The organism is Herbaspirillum robiniae (genome assembly GCF_002213415.1).
GTDB lineage: Bacteria > Pseudomonadota > Gammaproteobacteria > Burkholderiales > Burkholderiaceae_D > Herbaspirillum > Herbaspirillum robiniae.
In genome coordinates, this window is record NZ_NJGU01000018.1 from 42,916 (window position 1) to 57,810 (window position 14,895).

A 14,895-nucleotide genomic window follows, 5' to 3' on the forward strand; every position below is an offset into this window, starting at 1 on the left:
CGACGCCGATGCGCCACGTTGCCTTTGTACGCTCCGATTTTACCCGGATTCAAACACCCTTACTAGGAAACCACCCGTCCGCGTCCGTCACGCCGTGTCAGCCAGCAACGCGACCTTGGCGCCCTGGCCCTGGCGCCGCGTTGCCACAACGACATGAAAAGCCGCGAATCGGAAAATCGGGCGATGGAAGCAAACTACATCCATCTTGCCGAAAAGACAGCCAGCTCGGCGATATGACGATTCCCGTGAATCGATATAAGGCTGAAACCGGGCAAAACAAGACGCGAAAACGTGCAAATTCGACAGATTTTGAGCTTTAAACCGAACTTTGATTCAACTTTATCCGATTTCTCACTGAGGATTCTTCAGGATTTTCCCGAGCAGGAAAATCTCGGACGATTTGTCGCGGCTGGCCTTGGGCTTCTTGGACGCCACCTTCTTGAATTCCGCTCTGAACTTGTGCACCAGTTCGTTGTAGCCGGTGCCGTTGAAACACTTCACCAGCAAGGCGCCGGAGGGCTTCATGTGCGCCTGGGCGAACTCGATTGCCAGGTCGATAAGATATTCGACCCGCGCCGCATCGGCGATCGCCACGCCCGACAGGTTGGGCGCCATGTCGGAGAGCACCACGTCCACCTTGCGGCCGGCCAGCAGGGCCTCCAGCTGCTGCAGCGAGTCTTCCTCGCGGAAATCGCCCTGGATGTAGTGCACGTCGGCGATCGGGTCCATCGGCAGGATATCCAGGCCGATGATGGTGCCGTGGATGCCGCCGCCCTCCGCCCCGGCCAGCTTGTTGCGCACGTACTGGCACCAGCTGCCCGGCGTGCAGCCGAGGTCGACGATGATCTGCCCGGGTTTGATCAGGCGCTCTTCCTCGTCGATTTCCTTGAGCTTGTAGGCCGCGCGCGCACGATAACCCTCCTTTTGCGCGAGCTTCACGTAAGGATCGTTGATATGGTCATGCAACCAGTTTTTGTTCAGTTTGTTCTTAGCCATTCGCGTAGAATACTGGTTTTATCTCTTTCAGGGACACGTCGGCAGCCGCACAGGCAGCAGTCCCGCATCGCATTCCCATGTTTACACTTACTCCCGCCGAGCGCAGCGAACTGCGCGCACAGGCCCATGCCTTGAATCCTGTCGTCATGATCGGCGAAGGCGGCCTGTCCGAATCCGTCTTGAAGGAAATCGACAAGAGCCTCAACGCCCACGGCCTGATCAAGGTTCGCGTCTTCGGCGACGACCGCGAAGACCGCATCGCGATCTACGAGCAGATCTGCGCCGAACTCAAGGCCGCGCCGGTGCAGCATATCGGCAAGCTGCTGGTGCTGTACCGCCCGCGCAAGGAAGACCTCAAGAAGGCGGCCGCCGCAGCCAAGGGCGGCCTGCGCGAAGTCACCATCGTCAAGACCCACACCACCAAGCGTCCGACGGTCAACAAGGTCATGCTCAAGGGCAATGAACGCGTCACCGCCGGCGGCCTGGTCAAGAAAGCCAAGCCGCGCCAGCGCAGCACCAAGAAGTCGCTGGGCTGACGGCCTGCCGGATCCGGACGCGCCATGCGTATCCGGATCAACATCCGGCGCAAAAAACAGAATGCCCGCTGATGCGGGCATTTTCATTTCCAGCTCCGTGACACCACCCTCGGCGGCATCGCGTTGACCCCGCCGGCCGCGGCAGGGTCTGCGTCAATCCGGGAATCAGACGTAACGCACTTCCAGGATTTCGTACTCCTTGACGCCGGACGGCGCTTCCACCGCCACCACGTCGCCTGCGCTCTTGCCGATCAGGGCGCGCGCGATCGGCGAGGTCACCGACACCTTGGATTCCTTGATGTCGGCTTCGTCCAGGCCCACGATCTGGTAGGTCACCTTCTCGCCGCTGTCCAGGTTTTCCAGGTCGACGGTGGCGGCGAACACCACGCGGCCGTCCGCGTTCAGTTCCGCCGGGTCAACCACCTGGGCCGCGCCCAGCTTGCCTTCCAGGTCGGCGATGCGACCTTCGATGAAGGCCTGGCGCTCCTTGGCGGATTCGTATTCGGCGTTTTCGGACAGATCGCCCTGCGCGCGCGCTTCGGCGATCGCATTGATGACTTCCGGACGGTCTTTGGACTTCAAACGTTGCAATTCTTCTTTCAGAAGTTCTGCGCCACGCTTGGTAAGGGGAACTGTGCTCATAGGTCTCTTGCTCAAGGTTAGGTAATTCCGGAAAACGCAGGCAAGGTCCACCGGCCAGATTGAAAACACAAAAAGAGGGCTCTGTCGCGCATGTGGCGACCGGGCGTAATCTTCCGGGAACAATCTCACTGATGAACGGAACGCTGCTGCAGAAGTTCCGTCAGCTCTTCATCAACACGCGCGTCCGGCTCAGAGCCGCTAACAAAATACCGCCATCCGGAACGGGTACGGCGACAGGATTTTGTTAGCGGCCCCTGGACGGCACTGCCCTGCAACATTGAACATGTTGTGGCCGCAGGGAGTCGTCCTAAGAGTCGCTAACAAAATACCGCCGCAGCGTGCGCCGATCCGGCGCCGGCAGGCCGACAGCATTTTGTTAGCGACTCTAAAAGTCAGAGAGGGCATCGATTGCTCAGATGCCCTCTGCGCTTGCCAGCCTAGGTTAATTCCGGCCGGCAATCCAACGTGTTGTGGGTTTAGTGTATAGCTTTATGCAGGCCTTGTAAATCGTAGACGTCCAGCGTGTCCAGATGGCGCATGCCTTCCACCGCGGCCTCTGCGCCGGCGATGGTGGTGAAGGTGGTCACGCGCGCGGCCAGCGCCGAAGTACGGATTGCTCCGGAGTCGGCGATTGCGTTGCGCTTTTCCTCAACGGTGTTCACCACCAGGGCGATCTCGTTGTTCTTCACCATGTCGACGATGTGCGGACGACCCTCGACCACCTTGTTGACGGTGGTCACGGGAATACCGGCAGCGCTGATCGCAGCCGCAGTGCCCTTGGTCGCCACCACCGAGAAGCCCAGGGCGACCAGATCGCGGGCCACCTGCACGGCGCGCGGCTTGTCGTTGTTCTTCACCGACAGGAACACCTTGCCCGAGGTCGGCAGCTTCACGCCGGCGCCCATCTGCGATTTCACGAAGGCTTCGCCGAAGGTCTTGCCCACGCCCATGACTTCGCCGGTCGACTTCATCTCGGGGCCGAGGATGGTGTCCACGCCCGGGAACTTGACGAACGGGAACACGGCTTCCTTGACGCTGTAGTACGGCGGCACCACTTCGTTCTTGATGCCCTGGCTTTCCAGCGACTGGCCGACCATGCAGCGCGCGGCGATCTTGGCCAGCTGCAGGCCGGTGGCCTTGGACACGAACGGCACGGTACGCGAGGCGCGCGGGTTCACTTCCAGCACGAACACGGTGTCGACGGTCTTGCCGTCGACTTCGCTTTGCTGGATCGCGAACTGCACGTTCATCAGGCCGACCACGTTCAGACCCTTGGCCATGGCGGCGGTCTGGCGCTTCAGTTCCTCGATGGTGTCCTTGGACAGCGAGTACGGCGGCAGCGAGCAGGCGGAGTCACCCGAGTGCACGCCGGCTTGTTCGATGTGTTCCATCACGCCGCCGATGAAGGTGCGCTGGCCGTCGGACAGGCAGTCCACGTCGACTTCGATGGCGTCGTTCAGGAAGCGGTCCAGCAGCACCGGCGAGTCGTGCGAAACCTTGACGGCTTCACGCATGTAACGCTCCAGGTCGCGCTGCTCGTGCACGATTTCCATCGCGCGGCCGCCCAGCACGTAGGACGGGCGAACCACCAGCGGGTAACCGATTTCCTGCGCCAGACGCAGCGCGTCGGCTTCGGTACGGGCGGTGCGGTTGGGCGGCTGACGCAGGCCCAGGTCCTGCAGCAGCTTCTGGAAACGCTCGCGGTCTTCGGCCGCATCGATCATGTCGGGCGAGGTGCCGACGATGGGCACGCCATTGGCTTCCAGGTCCAGCGCCAGCTTCAGCGGGGTCTGGCCGCCGTACTGGACGATCACGCCGACCGGCTTTTCCTTGTCGACGATTTCCAGCACGTCTTCCAGCGTCACCGGCTCGAAGTACAGGCGGTCGGAGGTGTCGTAGTCGGTGGAAACGGTTTCCGGGTTGCAGTTGACCATGATGGTTTCATAGCCGTCATCGCGCATCGCCAGCGCCGCGTGCACGCAGCAGTAGTCGAACTCGATGCCCTGGCCGATGCGGTTCGGACCGCCGCCCAGCACCATGATCTTCTTCTTGTCGGTCGGGTTCGACTCGCACTCTTCGTCGTAGGTCGAATACATGTACGCGGTGTCGGTCGAGAACTCGCCCGCGCAGGTGTCGACGCGCTTGAACACCGGGCGCACGCCCAGCTTCTTGCGCTGTTCGCGCACGGCGGTGTCGGTGGTCTTCAGCAGCTTGGCCAGGCGACGGTCGGAGAAGCCCTTCTGCTTCAGCTGGAACAAGGTGGCCTTGTCCAGCGACTCCAGGGCGACGTCCTTCTCCAGCCACAGTTCGATGTCGACGATCTCCTTGATCTGCGACAGGAACCACGGGTCGATGTGGGTCAGGCCATGTACTTCTTCCAGCGAGAAGCCTTGCGCGAAGGCGTCGCCCACGTACCAGATGCGGTCCGGACCGGGTTCGCCCAGCTCTTCTTCGATGGTCTCGCGGTCGGTGGTCTTCTCGTTCATGCCGTCCACGCCGACTTCCAGGCCGCGCAGGGCCTTCTGGAAGGACTCCTGGAAGGTGCGGCCGATGGCCATCACTTCGCCCACCGACTTCATCTGGGTGGTCAGGTGCTTGTCGGCCTGCGGGAATTTCTCGAAGGTGAAGCGCGGGATCTTGGTCACGACGTAGTCGATCGACGGTTCGAACGAGGCCGGGGTCGCGCCGCCGGTGATCTCGTTGCGCAGCTCGTCGAGGGTGAAGCCCACGGCCAGCTTGGCGGCGATCTTGGCGATCGGGAAGCCGGTGGCCTTGGAAGCCAGCGCCGAGGAACGCGACACGCGCGGGTTCATTTCGATGACGATCATGCGGCCGTCGGCCGGGTTGACCGAAAACTGCACGTTGGAACCGCCGGTGTCGACGCCGATTTCACGCAGTACCGCCAGCGAGGCGTTACGCATGATCTGGTATTCCTTGTCGGTCAGCGTTTGCGCCGGTGCGACGGTGATCGAGTCCCCGGTGTGCACGCCCATCGGGTCGAGGTTTTCGATCGAGCAGACGATGATGCAGTTGTCGGCCTTGTCGCGTACGACTTCCATCTCATACTCTTTCCAGCCGATCAGCGATTCTTCGATCAGCAGTTCGGAGGTCGGCGAGGCTTCCAGGCCGCGCTTGCAGATGGTTTCGAATTCTTCGGCGTTGTAGGCGATGCCGCCGCCGGTGCCACCCATGGTGAAGGACGGACGGATGATGACCGGGAAGCCCAGCGTCTTTTGCACCGCCCACGATTCTTCCATCGTGTGGGACACGCCCGAACGCGCCGAACCCAGGCCGATCTTGGTCATCGCTTCCTTGAACTTGGAGCGGTCCTCGGCCTTGTCGATGGCTTCCGGGGTCGCGCCGATCAGCTCGACCTTGTACTTGTCCAGCACGCCGTGGCGATGCAGGTCCAGCGCGCAGTTCAGCGCGGTCTGGCCGCCCATGGTCGGCAGGATGGCGTCCGGCTTTTCCTTGGCGATGATGCGCTCGACAGCTTGCCAGGTGATCGGCTCGATGTAGGTGGCGTCGGCCATTTCCGGGTCGGTCATGATGGTGGCCGGATTGCTGTTGACCAGGATGACCTTGAAACCTTCTTCGCGCAGAGCCTTGCAGGCCTGCGCGCCGGAGTAGTCGAACTCACAGGCCTGGCCGATGATGATCGGGCCGGCGCCAATGATCAGGATGCTTTTAATGTCAGTACGCTTAGGCATTTTGTTTCTTCTCCATCATCGCCACGAATTTGTCGAACAGGGGGGCGATGTCATGCGGTCCAGGGGATGCTTCGGGGTGGCCCTGGAAGCAGAATGCAGGTTTGTCGGTGCGCTCGAAGCCTTGCAGCGAGCCGTCGAACAGCGACACGTGGGTCACGCGGCAGTTGGCCGGCAGGGTCGCCTGGTCCACGGCGAAACCGTGGTTCTGCGAGGTGATCATCACCTGCTTGCTGTCCAGGTCCTGCACCGGGTGGTTGGCGCCGTGGTGGCCGAACTTCATCTTCAGCGTCTTGGCGCCGGAGGCCAGCGCCATGATCTGGTGACCCAGGCAGATGCCGAAGGTCGGGATGCCACGCTCGATCAGCTCCTTGGAGGCGGCAATGGCGTAGTCGCACGGTTCCGGGTCGCCGGGGCCGTTGGACAGGAAGATGCCGTCCGGGTTGAGCGCCAGCGCCTCGGCGGCAGTCGCCTGCGCGGGCAGCACGGTGACCTTGCAGCCGCGCTGGGCCAGCATGCGCAGGATATTGAACTTGACGCCGTAGTCGAAGGCGACCACGTGGAATTTCGGGGTGATCTGCTGGCCGTAGCCGCGGCCCAGCTGCCACTCGGTCTCGGTCCAGTTGTAGGCCTTCTTGGTCGACACCACCTTGGCCAGGTCCATGCCTGCCAGGCCGGGGAAGGCGCGCGCCAGTTCCAGCGCTTTCGCGGTGGCGGCGGCGATGTCCGCCTCACCGGCGACGATGGCGCCATTCTGGGCGCCCTTCTCGCGCAGGATGCGGGTCAGCTTGCGGGTATCGATGCCGGCGATGGAAACGATATTGCTTTCCTTCAGGTAGTCGGACAGCGATTGCTGGCTGCGGAAGTTCGACAGCAGGCGCGGCAGGTCCTTGATGATCAGGCCGGCGGCGTGGATCTGCGAGGCTTCGACGTCTTCGCGGTTCACACCGGTGTTGCCGATGTGCGGATAAGTGAGGGTAACGATCTGGCGGCTGTAGCTGGGGTCGGTCAGGATTTCCTGGTAACCGGTCATGGCCGTGTTGAACACCACTTCGCCAGTGGTATTGCCCGCGGCGCCGATGGAAAATCCTTGGAAGACAGACCCGTCTGCGAGCGCGAGGATTGCCGGAATCGCGGGACCGGAAAGAAGAGGCAGCAAGGGTAACTCCTGAGATTGTTACCGCCGCGGCTGGATGACCGGAAGATCCTTGGCGCGCCAAACCGGCCGGCGCGAACACCCCGACTCATTCGGTACGGGAGCTGGCTTCTGGCCTGTAAGGAACGAGGTGGAGGAGTGGGTATGCGCTACGGCGGAATTAAATTGGCTAAACCGCGTAATTATAGCGCAAGAGGCTCCCTCCGGCAAATCCAAGATTGCCGAAAGTTGCCGCAAGATGCATCCAAATGGACGCAATAGGCGGGATTCGCCGGCCGGACAAGGCCCGCCGGCGAAAGGAGGGATTACAGGCCCAGGGCGGCGATGCCGGCGCGGCCGATCTGCACGTCTTCGGAGGACTTCACGCCCGACACGCCGACAGCGCCGACCACGTGGCCGTCGACCACGATGGGCACGCCGCCTTCCAGCAGGCCTTCCAGGCCAGGCGCGCTCATGAAGGAGAAGCGACCGTTGTTGATCATGTCTTCATAGATCTTGCTCTCGCGACGACCCAGCGCGGCGGTGCGAGCCTTGCCCGGAGCGATCTGCGAGGAAATCGGCGCGGTGCCGTCCAGGCGCTGCAGCCACAGCAGATGGCCGCCGTCGTCGACGATGGCGATGGCGACGTTCCAGTTGTTCGCGCGGGCTTCGGCTTCGGCGCCGGCGGCGATCTTCTTGACGTCGTCCAGCGACAGGTAGGGTTTGGTTTGCATGTTGGCTCCGGTGTGCTTAAAAAATTGAACGCTGATTGTACGGCGAGAAAGACGATTTGACATCAAACTCGTCGGTGAGAGTTTTTGATGTGAACCCGCCCGCCTCGCCCCGCCCTTCCCGCGTAAATAATTTATCTCGAAATTTTTTCCGACCCCGTGTAGGAAAAACACTTACTGGGAGATCCCCGCGAAAAGCCCGACTTTGCCCCGCAAACGATGCAATTATTACAATCTGGCACGAAATTAGCTTTTGACAAGGCGTAAGAATTCACTTACAGTCCCGCAATCCTACTTTTGAGAGGATCCTGATGACCCAGCGCCGATCTGACCGAATCCGACGACAAGCCGCACGTGCGTGCTCGCTCGCGGCCGGACTACTGATCAGCGCCTCCGCATTTTCCGCCGACCTCTCCCTGGCGGCCCAGGATCTCCCTCCCCCCCAAGCAACATCCCCGCAAGCCCAGCAGCTGATCAGCAAGACCAATCTCGCGATCGCCCGCCTGCAAGACATCACCAACCGCGCTTCCGAACTGGCCACCCAGGCCCTGGCCATGCTGGGCATCAATTACCGCTACGGCGGCAATACGCCCGACACCGGCCTGGATTGCAGCGGCCTGGTGCGCTACGTGTTCAAGGAAGCATGGGGCACCGACCTGCCGCGCACCTCGCTGGAGATCTCCCGCGTGGGCGAAAAGATCGGCAAGGATAACCTGCAGCCCGGCGACCTGGTGTTCTATAACACCCTGCGTCGCGGCTTCTCGCACGTCGGCATCTACCTGGGCGACGGCAAGTTCATCCACTCTCCCTCCTCCGGCGGCCAGGTCCGCATCGAGAGCATGGACGAGTCCTACTGGAAAAAGCGCTTCAATGGTGCGCGCCGCATCGCCGCCGATGAAGAAGAGGGCAAGTAAGCACCATACGGATGCAAGCCCCTCTATATAGAAAAGCCGCCTGATGGCGGCTTTTTCACTTCTGCCATCGCCTGCCTGTTGCTTATCGACAAGACAACTTCACCGGCTTGCGGCTCACCAAAACAAAGAAGGTATGCGCGAGTTGAACCGTCGCACCTCCGCATCGGACGACGGCAGCTCCACCGCACCGCGCGTCGCCGCCCTTTCCCGAATCAATTCCCCGCCATCGCCTTCAGCTTGCGCTTGATCTCCGGCATGGCCGCCATCGCCGCCTGTTCGCCGGCCAGGATGGCCACGTTGCGACTGGCGAAGTCGCTGCCCTTCATGGCGCCCAGTACCGGCTGCAACACGATGTCGGCATCCTTGAGCTCATACTGGTTGATGGTCTGGCCCATGATGGCGAAGGTCTGCAGCAGCACGTCCACCGAACTGGCCGAAGCCTGCGCCTCGGGCTGGGCCGAGATGTTGACGGCGATCACGAAGTCCGCGCCCATCTGCCGCGCGAAGCGCACCGGCACCGGCGCCACCAGGCCGCCGTCCACGTAATAGTGGTCACCGATCTTCACCGACTGGAACACGCCCGGCACCGCCGAAGAGGCGCGCACCGCCACGCCCGCGTTGCCGCGCTGGAACAGGATGGGCTGGCCGGTCTTCAGGTCGGTCGCCACGGCGCCGAAGGGGATCTTGAATTTCTCGATAGGCAGGTTGCCCAGCGCCTTGTTGACGTAGTTCTGCACGCCCTCGCCCTTGAGCACGCCGCTGACCTTGGCGAAGAACGGCACCGACCAGTCCGAGATCGCCGCCTCGTCCATCGCCAGCGCCAGCTTTTGCAGCGCGAAGCCGTCGTTGCCGGCGGCGTACATCGCCCCCACCAGGCTGCCGGCGCTGGTGCCGGCCACGATGTCGGCGTCGATGCCTTGCGACTCCAGCGCCTTGATCACGCCGATGTGGGCGAAGCCGCGCGCGGCGCCGCCGCCCAGGGCCAGGCCGATGCGGACCTTCTTCGGCGCCGTGGCGACCGGGGTCGGCGCGGTGGAAACAGTGTCGGCCGGCTTGGCGGCCGTCGAGCCCGGCATCCACGAGGTGGTGCCGCAGCCGGCCAGCAGGAAGGAAGTGGCGGCGGCAAGTGCCGCCAGGCGAAGCGAAATGCGCATGAAAGATGATGGTCAGGTGGAAACACGGCCGCACCGGATGCAACCCGCCGTTCGACCATGCCGGTCGCGGAAAGTGGCAGGCACCTGCGGCGTGACATTCTACTGCAAGCGCCGCCCGTGCCGGGGAGCCCGCCCTCACTGGTGTAGAATGCGCCGCCCGGCCTCACCACGCTAAACGACGCGCCATGAACATCGTCATCAACGAAGAACTGCAGAAGTACATCGATCCGCTCACCCCCAACGAATACGCCTCGCTGGAGCGCAGCATCCTCGCCGAGGGCTGCCGCGACGCGCTGGTGCTGTGGGGCGAGGTGCTGGTGGACGGCCACAACCGCTACGAGATCTGCCGCAAGTACGAGCTGCCCTTCAAGACCGTCCAGAACGAAAGCTTCAAGTCGCTCGACGACGTGCTGCTGTGGATGATCGACAACCAGCTCGGACGCCGCAGCGTGTCCGACTTCCAGCGCGGCATGCTGGCATTGCGCAAGCGCGACATCATGGCCGCCCGCACCAAGGCCCTGCCCAAACCCGTGAAGGGTGAAGACCCGGCCGACGCCGCGGTGCCTTCGCCTGAAAACGCCGCCGAAGGCGGATCGCCCGCGGATGCCGGCGACCCGCCCTGGCACGCCGACGACACCACCGGCCCGATCAAGACGCGCCAGGACATCGCGCGCGCCGCAGGCATCAGCAGCGCCACCATCGGCCAGATCGACCGCATCCGCAAGACCGCCGCGCCCGAACTGGTGGAAGCGGTGCGCAGCGGCGCCATCTCGATCAACGCCGCCGCCGCGGTAGCCTCGCTGCCCAGCGAAGACCAGGTCAGCGCGGTAGCCGGCGGCAAGAAGGAATTGCGCGAAGCCGCCAAGAAGGTGCGCGAACAAAAGGCCGCCACCCGCACCCCGCGCGCGCCCAGGGTGGAAGACGGCGAAGCCGCCGCCGACGCCATCCCGCTGGTGGAGGGACAGGAGAACGAACTCACCGCCGCGCTGCGCCGCGAAATCGCCGCGCTGCAGTCGCGCGTCTCCCGGCTGACCGAGGAGAACCAGGGCCTACGCGCCGAGATCGCCATGCTCAAGGCCGCCAACGCCTCTGAGGCCTGATCTCAGCGACGCGCGCCGTGCCCACCTACACCATCGCCGCCCGCAGCGAGATCGAACTCGATATCCGCAAGAGCCGTTTCATCGGCATCGTGATGCCGGTGGCCGGGCGCGAGGCTGCGATGCAGGAGATCGAACGCATGCGCGACGCCCACCGCGGCGCCACGCATGTGTGCTGGGCGCTGATGGCCGGCGGCCAGTCCGGCATGTCGGACGACGGCGAGCCTTCCGGCACCGCCGGCCGCCCGATGCTGGAAGTGTTGCGCCATCATGAACTCGACGGCGTGCTGGCCATGGTGGTGCGCTACTACGGCGGCATCAAACTGGGCGCCGGCGGCCTGGTGCGCGCCTATACCGACGCGGTGGCGACGGCGTTGAAGAGCGTCGAACGCACCGAGCGCGTGCCGCAGGCGGAGATAGAGATCGGCATCACCTACGCCGCCGAACCGCAACTGCGCCACTGGCTGGCCCAGCACAAATACGAACTGCTCGACAGCCGCCACGACGCCCTCGCCCACCTGCGGCTGCGCCTGCCCGAGGCACAGCTGGCTCAGGCCGAAGAGGCCATCAGGCGCGTGGCCTCGAACGCCTCGATCAAGCGCATCATCTGATCCATGCGCTCGCGGTCGCCCGGCTGCGGCGTGCGCGACCACAACTGGTCGAACTCGGCCAGCAGCAGGTGGTATTCGATCTCGTCCAGTTCTGCGTGCATCTGTGCGCTCCCTGCTCCATTCCCGTCTCAATGCATGCGCCGCAGCCTGCACGACAGCCGGCGCGCCAGCTGCACCGCCAGCGCCGGCGCGATCGCGAACACCGCGAACAGCACCATGGCGGCGTCCTGCGCGCCCACGATTCCGCCCGGCGACGTCAAGCCCGCCTCATTGGCCGTGAGCCCGACCAGCGCCGCGCCGACGGCCATCGCATACAACTGCACGGTGGTGACTGCCGCCGAGGTCAGGTTTTCCTCACCGGGGCTGGCTGCGCGCATGGCGCGCTCGATCAGGTGCGGCCAGCCCAGGCCGATGCCCGCTCCGGCCGCCGCCAGCGCCAGCACGAGCGCCGCGTCGACCATCACCCCGGCGTCCACCCAGCGCGCCGGCAACAGCACGGCCAGCACGATCAGGCCCAGCGTCATCAGCATCGGGCCGATGCGCACCATGCGGTCGACGGCGGCGCCGGCGCGCCCCGAACTGAACAGCGAAGCGACGCTCCAGCCGCCGGCCATGGCGGCCGTCATGTATCCCGCCGCCAGCGGCTGGTAGCCATGCAGCGTCTGCAGGAAATACGGCACGAAGATCTCGGTGCAGCTGCCGATCACCAGCAGCGAGACGCAGGCGAACACCTTGCCCATCACGGTGCCCAGCGCATAGCCGCTGCGCGGCAGGAGGCTCACGCGATGGCGCAGGTCGATGCGCGCCACCAGCAGGCCCAGCGCCACGCCGCCGGCCACGCCCGCCGCCGCCAGCCACCCCGTGTCGGCCTGCGCCGCCAGCGCCATCAGCAGCACCGAGGCGGCCAGCAGCAGGATGCGCCCGAACGGCATCGCCCCCTGCCCGCCGTCGACCTTCCTCACCGACCGCGGGCCGAGCTGCGCACTCACCAGCGCCGCCTGCAACAGCAGCAGCGGCACCAGTGCCCAGAACGCCAGACGCCAGTGGCCGCTGGCGGCGAACAGGCCGCCCACCGCCGGCCCCAGCAGCGTCGAAATACCCCACATGCCGGACTCCAGCGCGATCGCGCGCGACCACAGGCGCTGCTCGAACACCAGGGGAATGAGCGCATAGCCCAACCCCGCCAGCAGGCCGCCGCCCACGCCCTGCACCGCACGCCCGGCCAGCATCTGCATCATGCTGCCGGCCAGCGCGCACACCAGCGCGCCGGCGGCGAACACCGCCAGTCCCAGCAGATAGGTGCGGCGCGCGCCCAGCGCGGCCAGCAGCTTGTTGGTCAGGGTCGAGCCGATGATGGAGGTGACCACGAACAGCGTGACGTTCCAGGCGTAGTAGTCGAGCCCGCCGATGTCGCGCACCACCGATGGCAGGATGGTGGTGACGATGTGCACGTTGATCGCATGCAGCGCCACGCCGCCAGTCAGCGCCACCGCCCGCAGGCCGTTGCGCCCGCTCAGCAGCTCGCCCCAGGTGGCGCCGTCGGCCGCCATGGGCGCGGGAATGTCCGGTGAGGGGCTGTGGGTGGTCATATCGTTTTCCTTCGCTGTTTGGTTTTGGCTGGAAACCCGGTTCGACATTTGGCCGAAGCGGGGATAATATGCAAGCAATCGTTTGGTTATTTGAAGCGCAGTGTAAAACGTCCCCATGAATTTAACAAGTAAATACTTGGAAAATGAATTGCCGCCCGACCCCGGCCAGGCAGGTCCTTCCACGCCCGAGCGCATCCTGTTCCGGTTGAAAACGCGCGGCCCGGCCTCCACCGCCGAACTGGCGCGCGAGCTGGGCATGACCTCGGAAGCGGCGCGCCAGCAGGTGCAAAAGCTGGTGGCCGAAGGCCTGATCGCCGGGCATCAGTCGAGCGCGGCGCCGCGCGCCGGACGTCCGCGCCAGGACTGGGACCTGACCGCCGCCGGGCACACCCGCTTCCCCGATACCCACGCGCAGCTGACGGTGCAGCTGATCGGATCGATCCGCCAGCTGTTCGGCGAACAGGGGCTGGAAAAACTGATCGGCCAGCGCGAGGCGGAAATGCGCGCCGACTACCAGCGCCATTGCGCCGGCATTTCCTCCTTGCCGAAGAAGCTGGAGAAGCTGGCCGAGATCCGCAGCGCCGAGGGCTACATGGCACGCGTGGAGAAGGATGGAAAGGATTGGCTGCTGCTGGAAGACCACTGCCCCATCTGCGCCGCCGCGCAAAGCTGCCAGGGCTTTTGCCGCTCGGAGCTGCAGTTGTTCCGGGAAGTGGTGGGCGACAAGGCCGGCGTCACGCGCGAGGAGCACCTGCCCTCCGGCGGGCGGCGCTGCGTCTATCGCATCGTGCCGGTATGACGCGGCGGCAGGCGGCAAAGAAAAAGGAGCACCTCGGTGCTCCTTTTTTCATGCCTTCACATCCGCCGGGACCGGATCAGACCGCCCCGTACTTGCCGATGTTGGCATTGAAGCGCTCATAGCCCACGGTCTTGTTGATCAGCCCTTCGTCGAAGCAGTACTCGCGCAGCTTGCTGGCGTCGCGCCCCTCGCGGAATGCCTCGCACACCTGCTTGACCGCCTTGAACGCGGCGAAGATCGCCAGCGGCCAGTACACCGACATGTTGGCGCCGGCCTGGGTCTCGGCATCGATCGCATCCTGGAAGTCGACGCTGGTCACGATCACCGGCCCCTTGATGCGCGCGCGATACTCGGCCAGCGAAGACACCGATCCCTTGAACACCAGGAAGCCGGCATCGGCGCCGGCTTCGAGATAGGCGTTGATGCGCTCGACCGCTTCTTCCGGATCGTCCTTCAGGTAGATCGCGTCCGAACGCGCGATGATCAGGAAGTTGGGATCGCGCCGCGCGTCCACGCAGGCGCGGATGCGCTGGCACATGGCGTCCTGCTCCAGCAGCACCGGCGCGAACTCGGTGTGCTTGCCGAACACCGTGTCCTCGATGTGGATGGCGGACGCGCCGGCCGACTCGAACTCGTGCACGGTGCGCCAGATGTTGGCGGCGTGGTACCAACCGCTGTCGGCGTCGCAGATCAGCGGCAGGCTGGTCTCCTTGGCGATCTCGCGCGCCAGCGGCAGCAGGTCGCCCAGTTGCACCAGACCGACGTCGGGCAGGCCCTTGGTGGCGCCGGTGACGAAACTGCCGGTATAGAGCACCGGAAAGCCCGTCTGCTCGATGATGCGCGCCGAGAGCACGTCGTACGCGCCCATGATCGGCGTGCATTCGCTTTGGTCTTCCAGCAGCTGGCGCAGGCGCTGGCGCTTTTGATGCATGTCCATGTGAATCCTCTTGTGGATGAAAATAAATCGTGGCGGCCGCGTGTCCG

The 14,895-nt window shown here is 64.3% G+C and carries 14 protein-coding genes; 5 read left to right on the top strand and 9 right to left on the bottom strand.

From position 1 onward, the window contains the following. Positions 1 to 351 precede the first annotated feature (351 nt). Positions 352 to 996, bottom strand: coding sequence for an RlmE family RNA methyltransferase (locus CEJ42_RS23400; protein ID WP_088752727.1), 645 nt, complete (start codon positions 994 to 996; stop codon positions 352 to 354). A gap of 77 nt (positions 997 to 1,073) precedes the next feature. On the opposite strand from CEJ42_RS23400, the gene yhbY reads away from it, so the two are divergent. Continuing rightward, positions 1,074 to 1,532: a ribosome assembly RNA-binding protein YhbY gene (gene yhbY / locus CEJ42_RS23405; protein WP_079215862.1), complete on the top strand. Its 459-nt coding sequence runs from the start codon at positions 1,074 to 1,076 to the stop codon at positions 1,530 to 1,532. Between the two features lie 165 nt (positions 1,533 to 1,697). On the opposite strand, the gene greA is transcribed toward yhbY, so the two are convergent. From greA to CEJ42_RS23425, 4 genes are all read right to left on the bottom strand, one after another. Further along, entirely contained in the window at positions 1,698 to 2,174 is a 477-nt protein-coding gene (gene greA / locus CEJ42_RS23410; RefSeq protein ID WP_079215863.1) for a transcription elongation factor GreA, read from the bottom strand. 476 nt (positions 2,175 to 2,650) lie between these two features. Further along, positions 2,651 to 5,884, bottom strand: coding sequence for a carbamoyl-phosphate synthase large subunit (gene carB, locus CEJ42_RS23415; RefSeq protein WP_088752728.1), 3,234 nt, complete (start codon positions 5,882 to 5,884; stop codon positions 2,651 to 2,653). Further along, complete coding sequence (gene carA, locus CEJ42_RS23420; RefSeq protein ID WP_079215865.1) at positions 5,877 to 7,040, bottom strand: glutamine-hydrolyzing carbamoyl-phosphate synthase small subunit; 1,164 nt, start codon at positions 7,038 to 7,040, stop codon at positions 5,877 to 5,879. Before carA ends, carB begins: the two co-directional genes overlap by 8 nt. A 302-nt stretch (positions 7,041 to 7,342) precedes the next feature. Continuing rightward, positions 7,343 to 7,750 (bottom strand): heme-binding protein, encoded by a 408-nt coding sequence (locus CEJ42_RS23425; protein WP_088752729.1) that lies wholly within the window; start codon positions 7,748 to 7,750, stop codon positions 7,343 to 7,345. A gap of 308 nt (positions 7,751 to 8,058) precedes the next feature. Between CEJ42_RS23425 and CEJ42_RS23430 the strand changes: the two genes are divergently transcribed. Further along, entirely contained in the window at positions 8,059 to 8,661 is a 603-nt protein-coding gene (locus tag CEJ42_RS23430; protein ID WP_079215867.1) for a C40 family peptidase, read from the top strand. Positions 8,662 to 8,873: 212 nt separating this feature from the next. Here CEJ42_RS23430 and CEJ42_RS23435 read toward each other — a convergent pair whose 3' ends face one another. Continuing rightward, complete coding sequence (locus CEJ42_RS23435) at positions 8,874 to 9,815, bottom strand: patatin-like phospholipase family protein (protein WP_088752730.1); 942 nt, start codon at positions 9,813 to 9,815, stop codon at positions 8,874 to 8,876. Between the two features lie 185 nt (positions 9,816 to 10,000). Here CEJ42_RS23435 and CEJ42_RS23440 point away from each other — a divergent pair, with 185 nt between their 5' ends. Together CEJ42_RS23440 and CEJ42_RS23445 are read left to right on the top strand one after the other, a co-directional pair. Next, entirely contained in the window at positions 10,001 to 10,915 is a 915-nt protein-coding gene (locus CEJ42_RS23440) for a hypothetical protein (RefSeq protein ID WP_088752731.1), read from the top strand. 17 nt (positions 10,916 to 10,932) lie between these two features. Next, positions 10,933 to 11,523 (top strand): IMPACT family protein, encoded by a 591-nt coding sequence (locus CEJ42_RS23445; protein ID WP_079215870.1) that lies wholly within the window; start codon positions 10,933 to 10,935, stop codon positions 11,521 to 11,523. On the opposite strand, the gene CEJ42_RS25110 is transcribed toward CEJ42_RS23445, so the two are convergent. Further along, on the bottom strand, positions 11,463 to 11,624 hold the full coding sequence (locus CEJ42_RS25110; RefSeq protein WP_165774494.1) for a hypothetical protein: 162 nt from the start codon (positions 11,622 to 11,624) through the stop codon (positions 11,463 to 11,465). The two genes, CEJ42_RS23445 and CEJ42_RS25110, sit on opposite strands and share 61 nt — an antisense overlap. Positions 11,625 to 11,651: 27 nt before the next feature. Beyond that, entirely contained in the window at positions 11,652 to 13,112 is a 1,461-nt protein-coding gene (locus CEJ42_RS23450) for an MFS transporter (RefSeq protein ID WP_088752732.1), read from the bottom strand. A gap of 115 nt (positions 13,113 to 13,227) precedes the next feature. On the opposite strand from CEJ42_RS23450, the gene CEJ42_RS23455 reads away from it, so the two are divergent. Beyond that, positions 13,228 to 13,911, top strand: a complete 684-nt coding sequence (locus CEJ42_RS23455; RefSeq protein WP_088752733.1) for a helix-turn-helix transcriptional regulator — start codon at positions 13,228 to 13,230, stop codon at positions 13,909 to 13,911. 76 nt (positions 13,912 to 13,987) lie between these two features. Here CEJ42_RS23455 and CEJ42_RS23460 read toward each other — a convergent pair whose 3' ends face one another. Then, the gene (locus CEJ42_RS23460) at positions 13,988 to 14,848 is read right to left on the bottom strand and encodes an isocitrate lyase/PEP mutase family protein (RefSeq protein ID WP_079215873.1); all 861 of its coding nucleotides are present in this window, start codon (positions 14,846 to 14,848) and stop codon (positions 13,988 to 13,990) included. Positions 14,849 to 14,895: the final 47 nt, after the last annotated feature.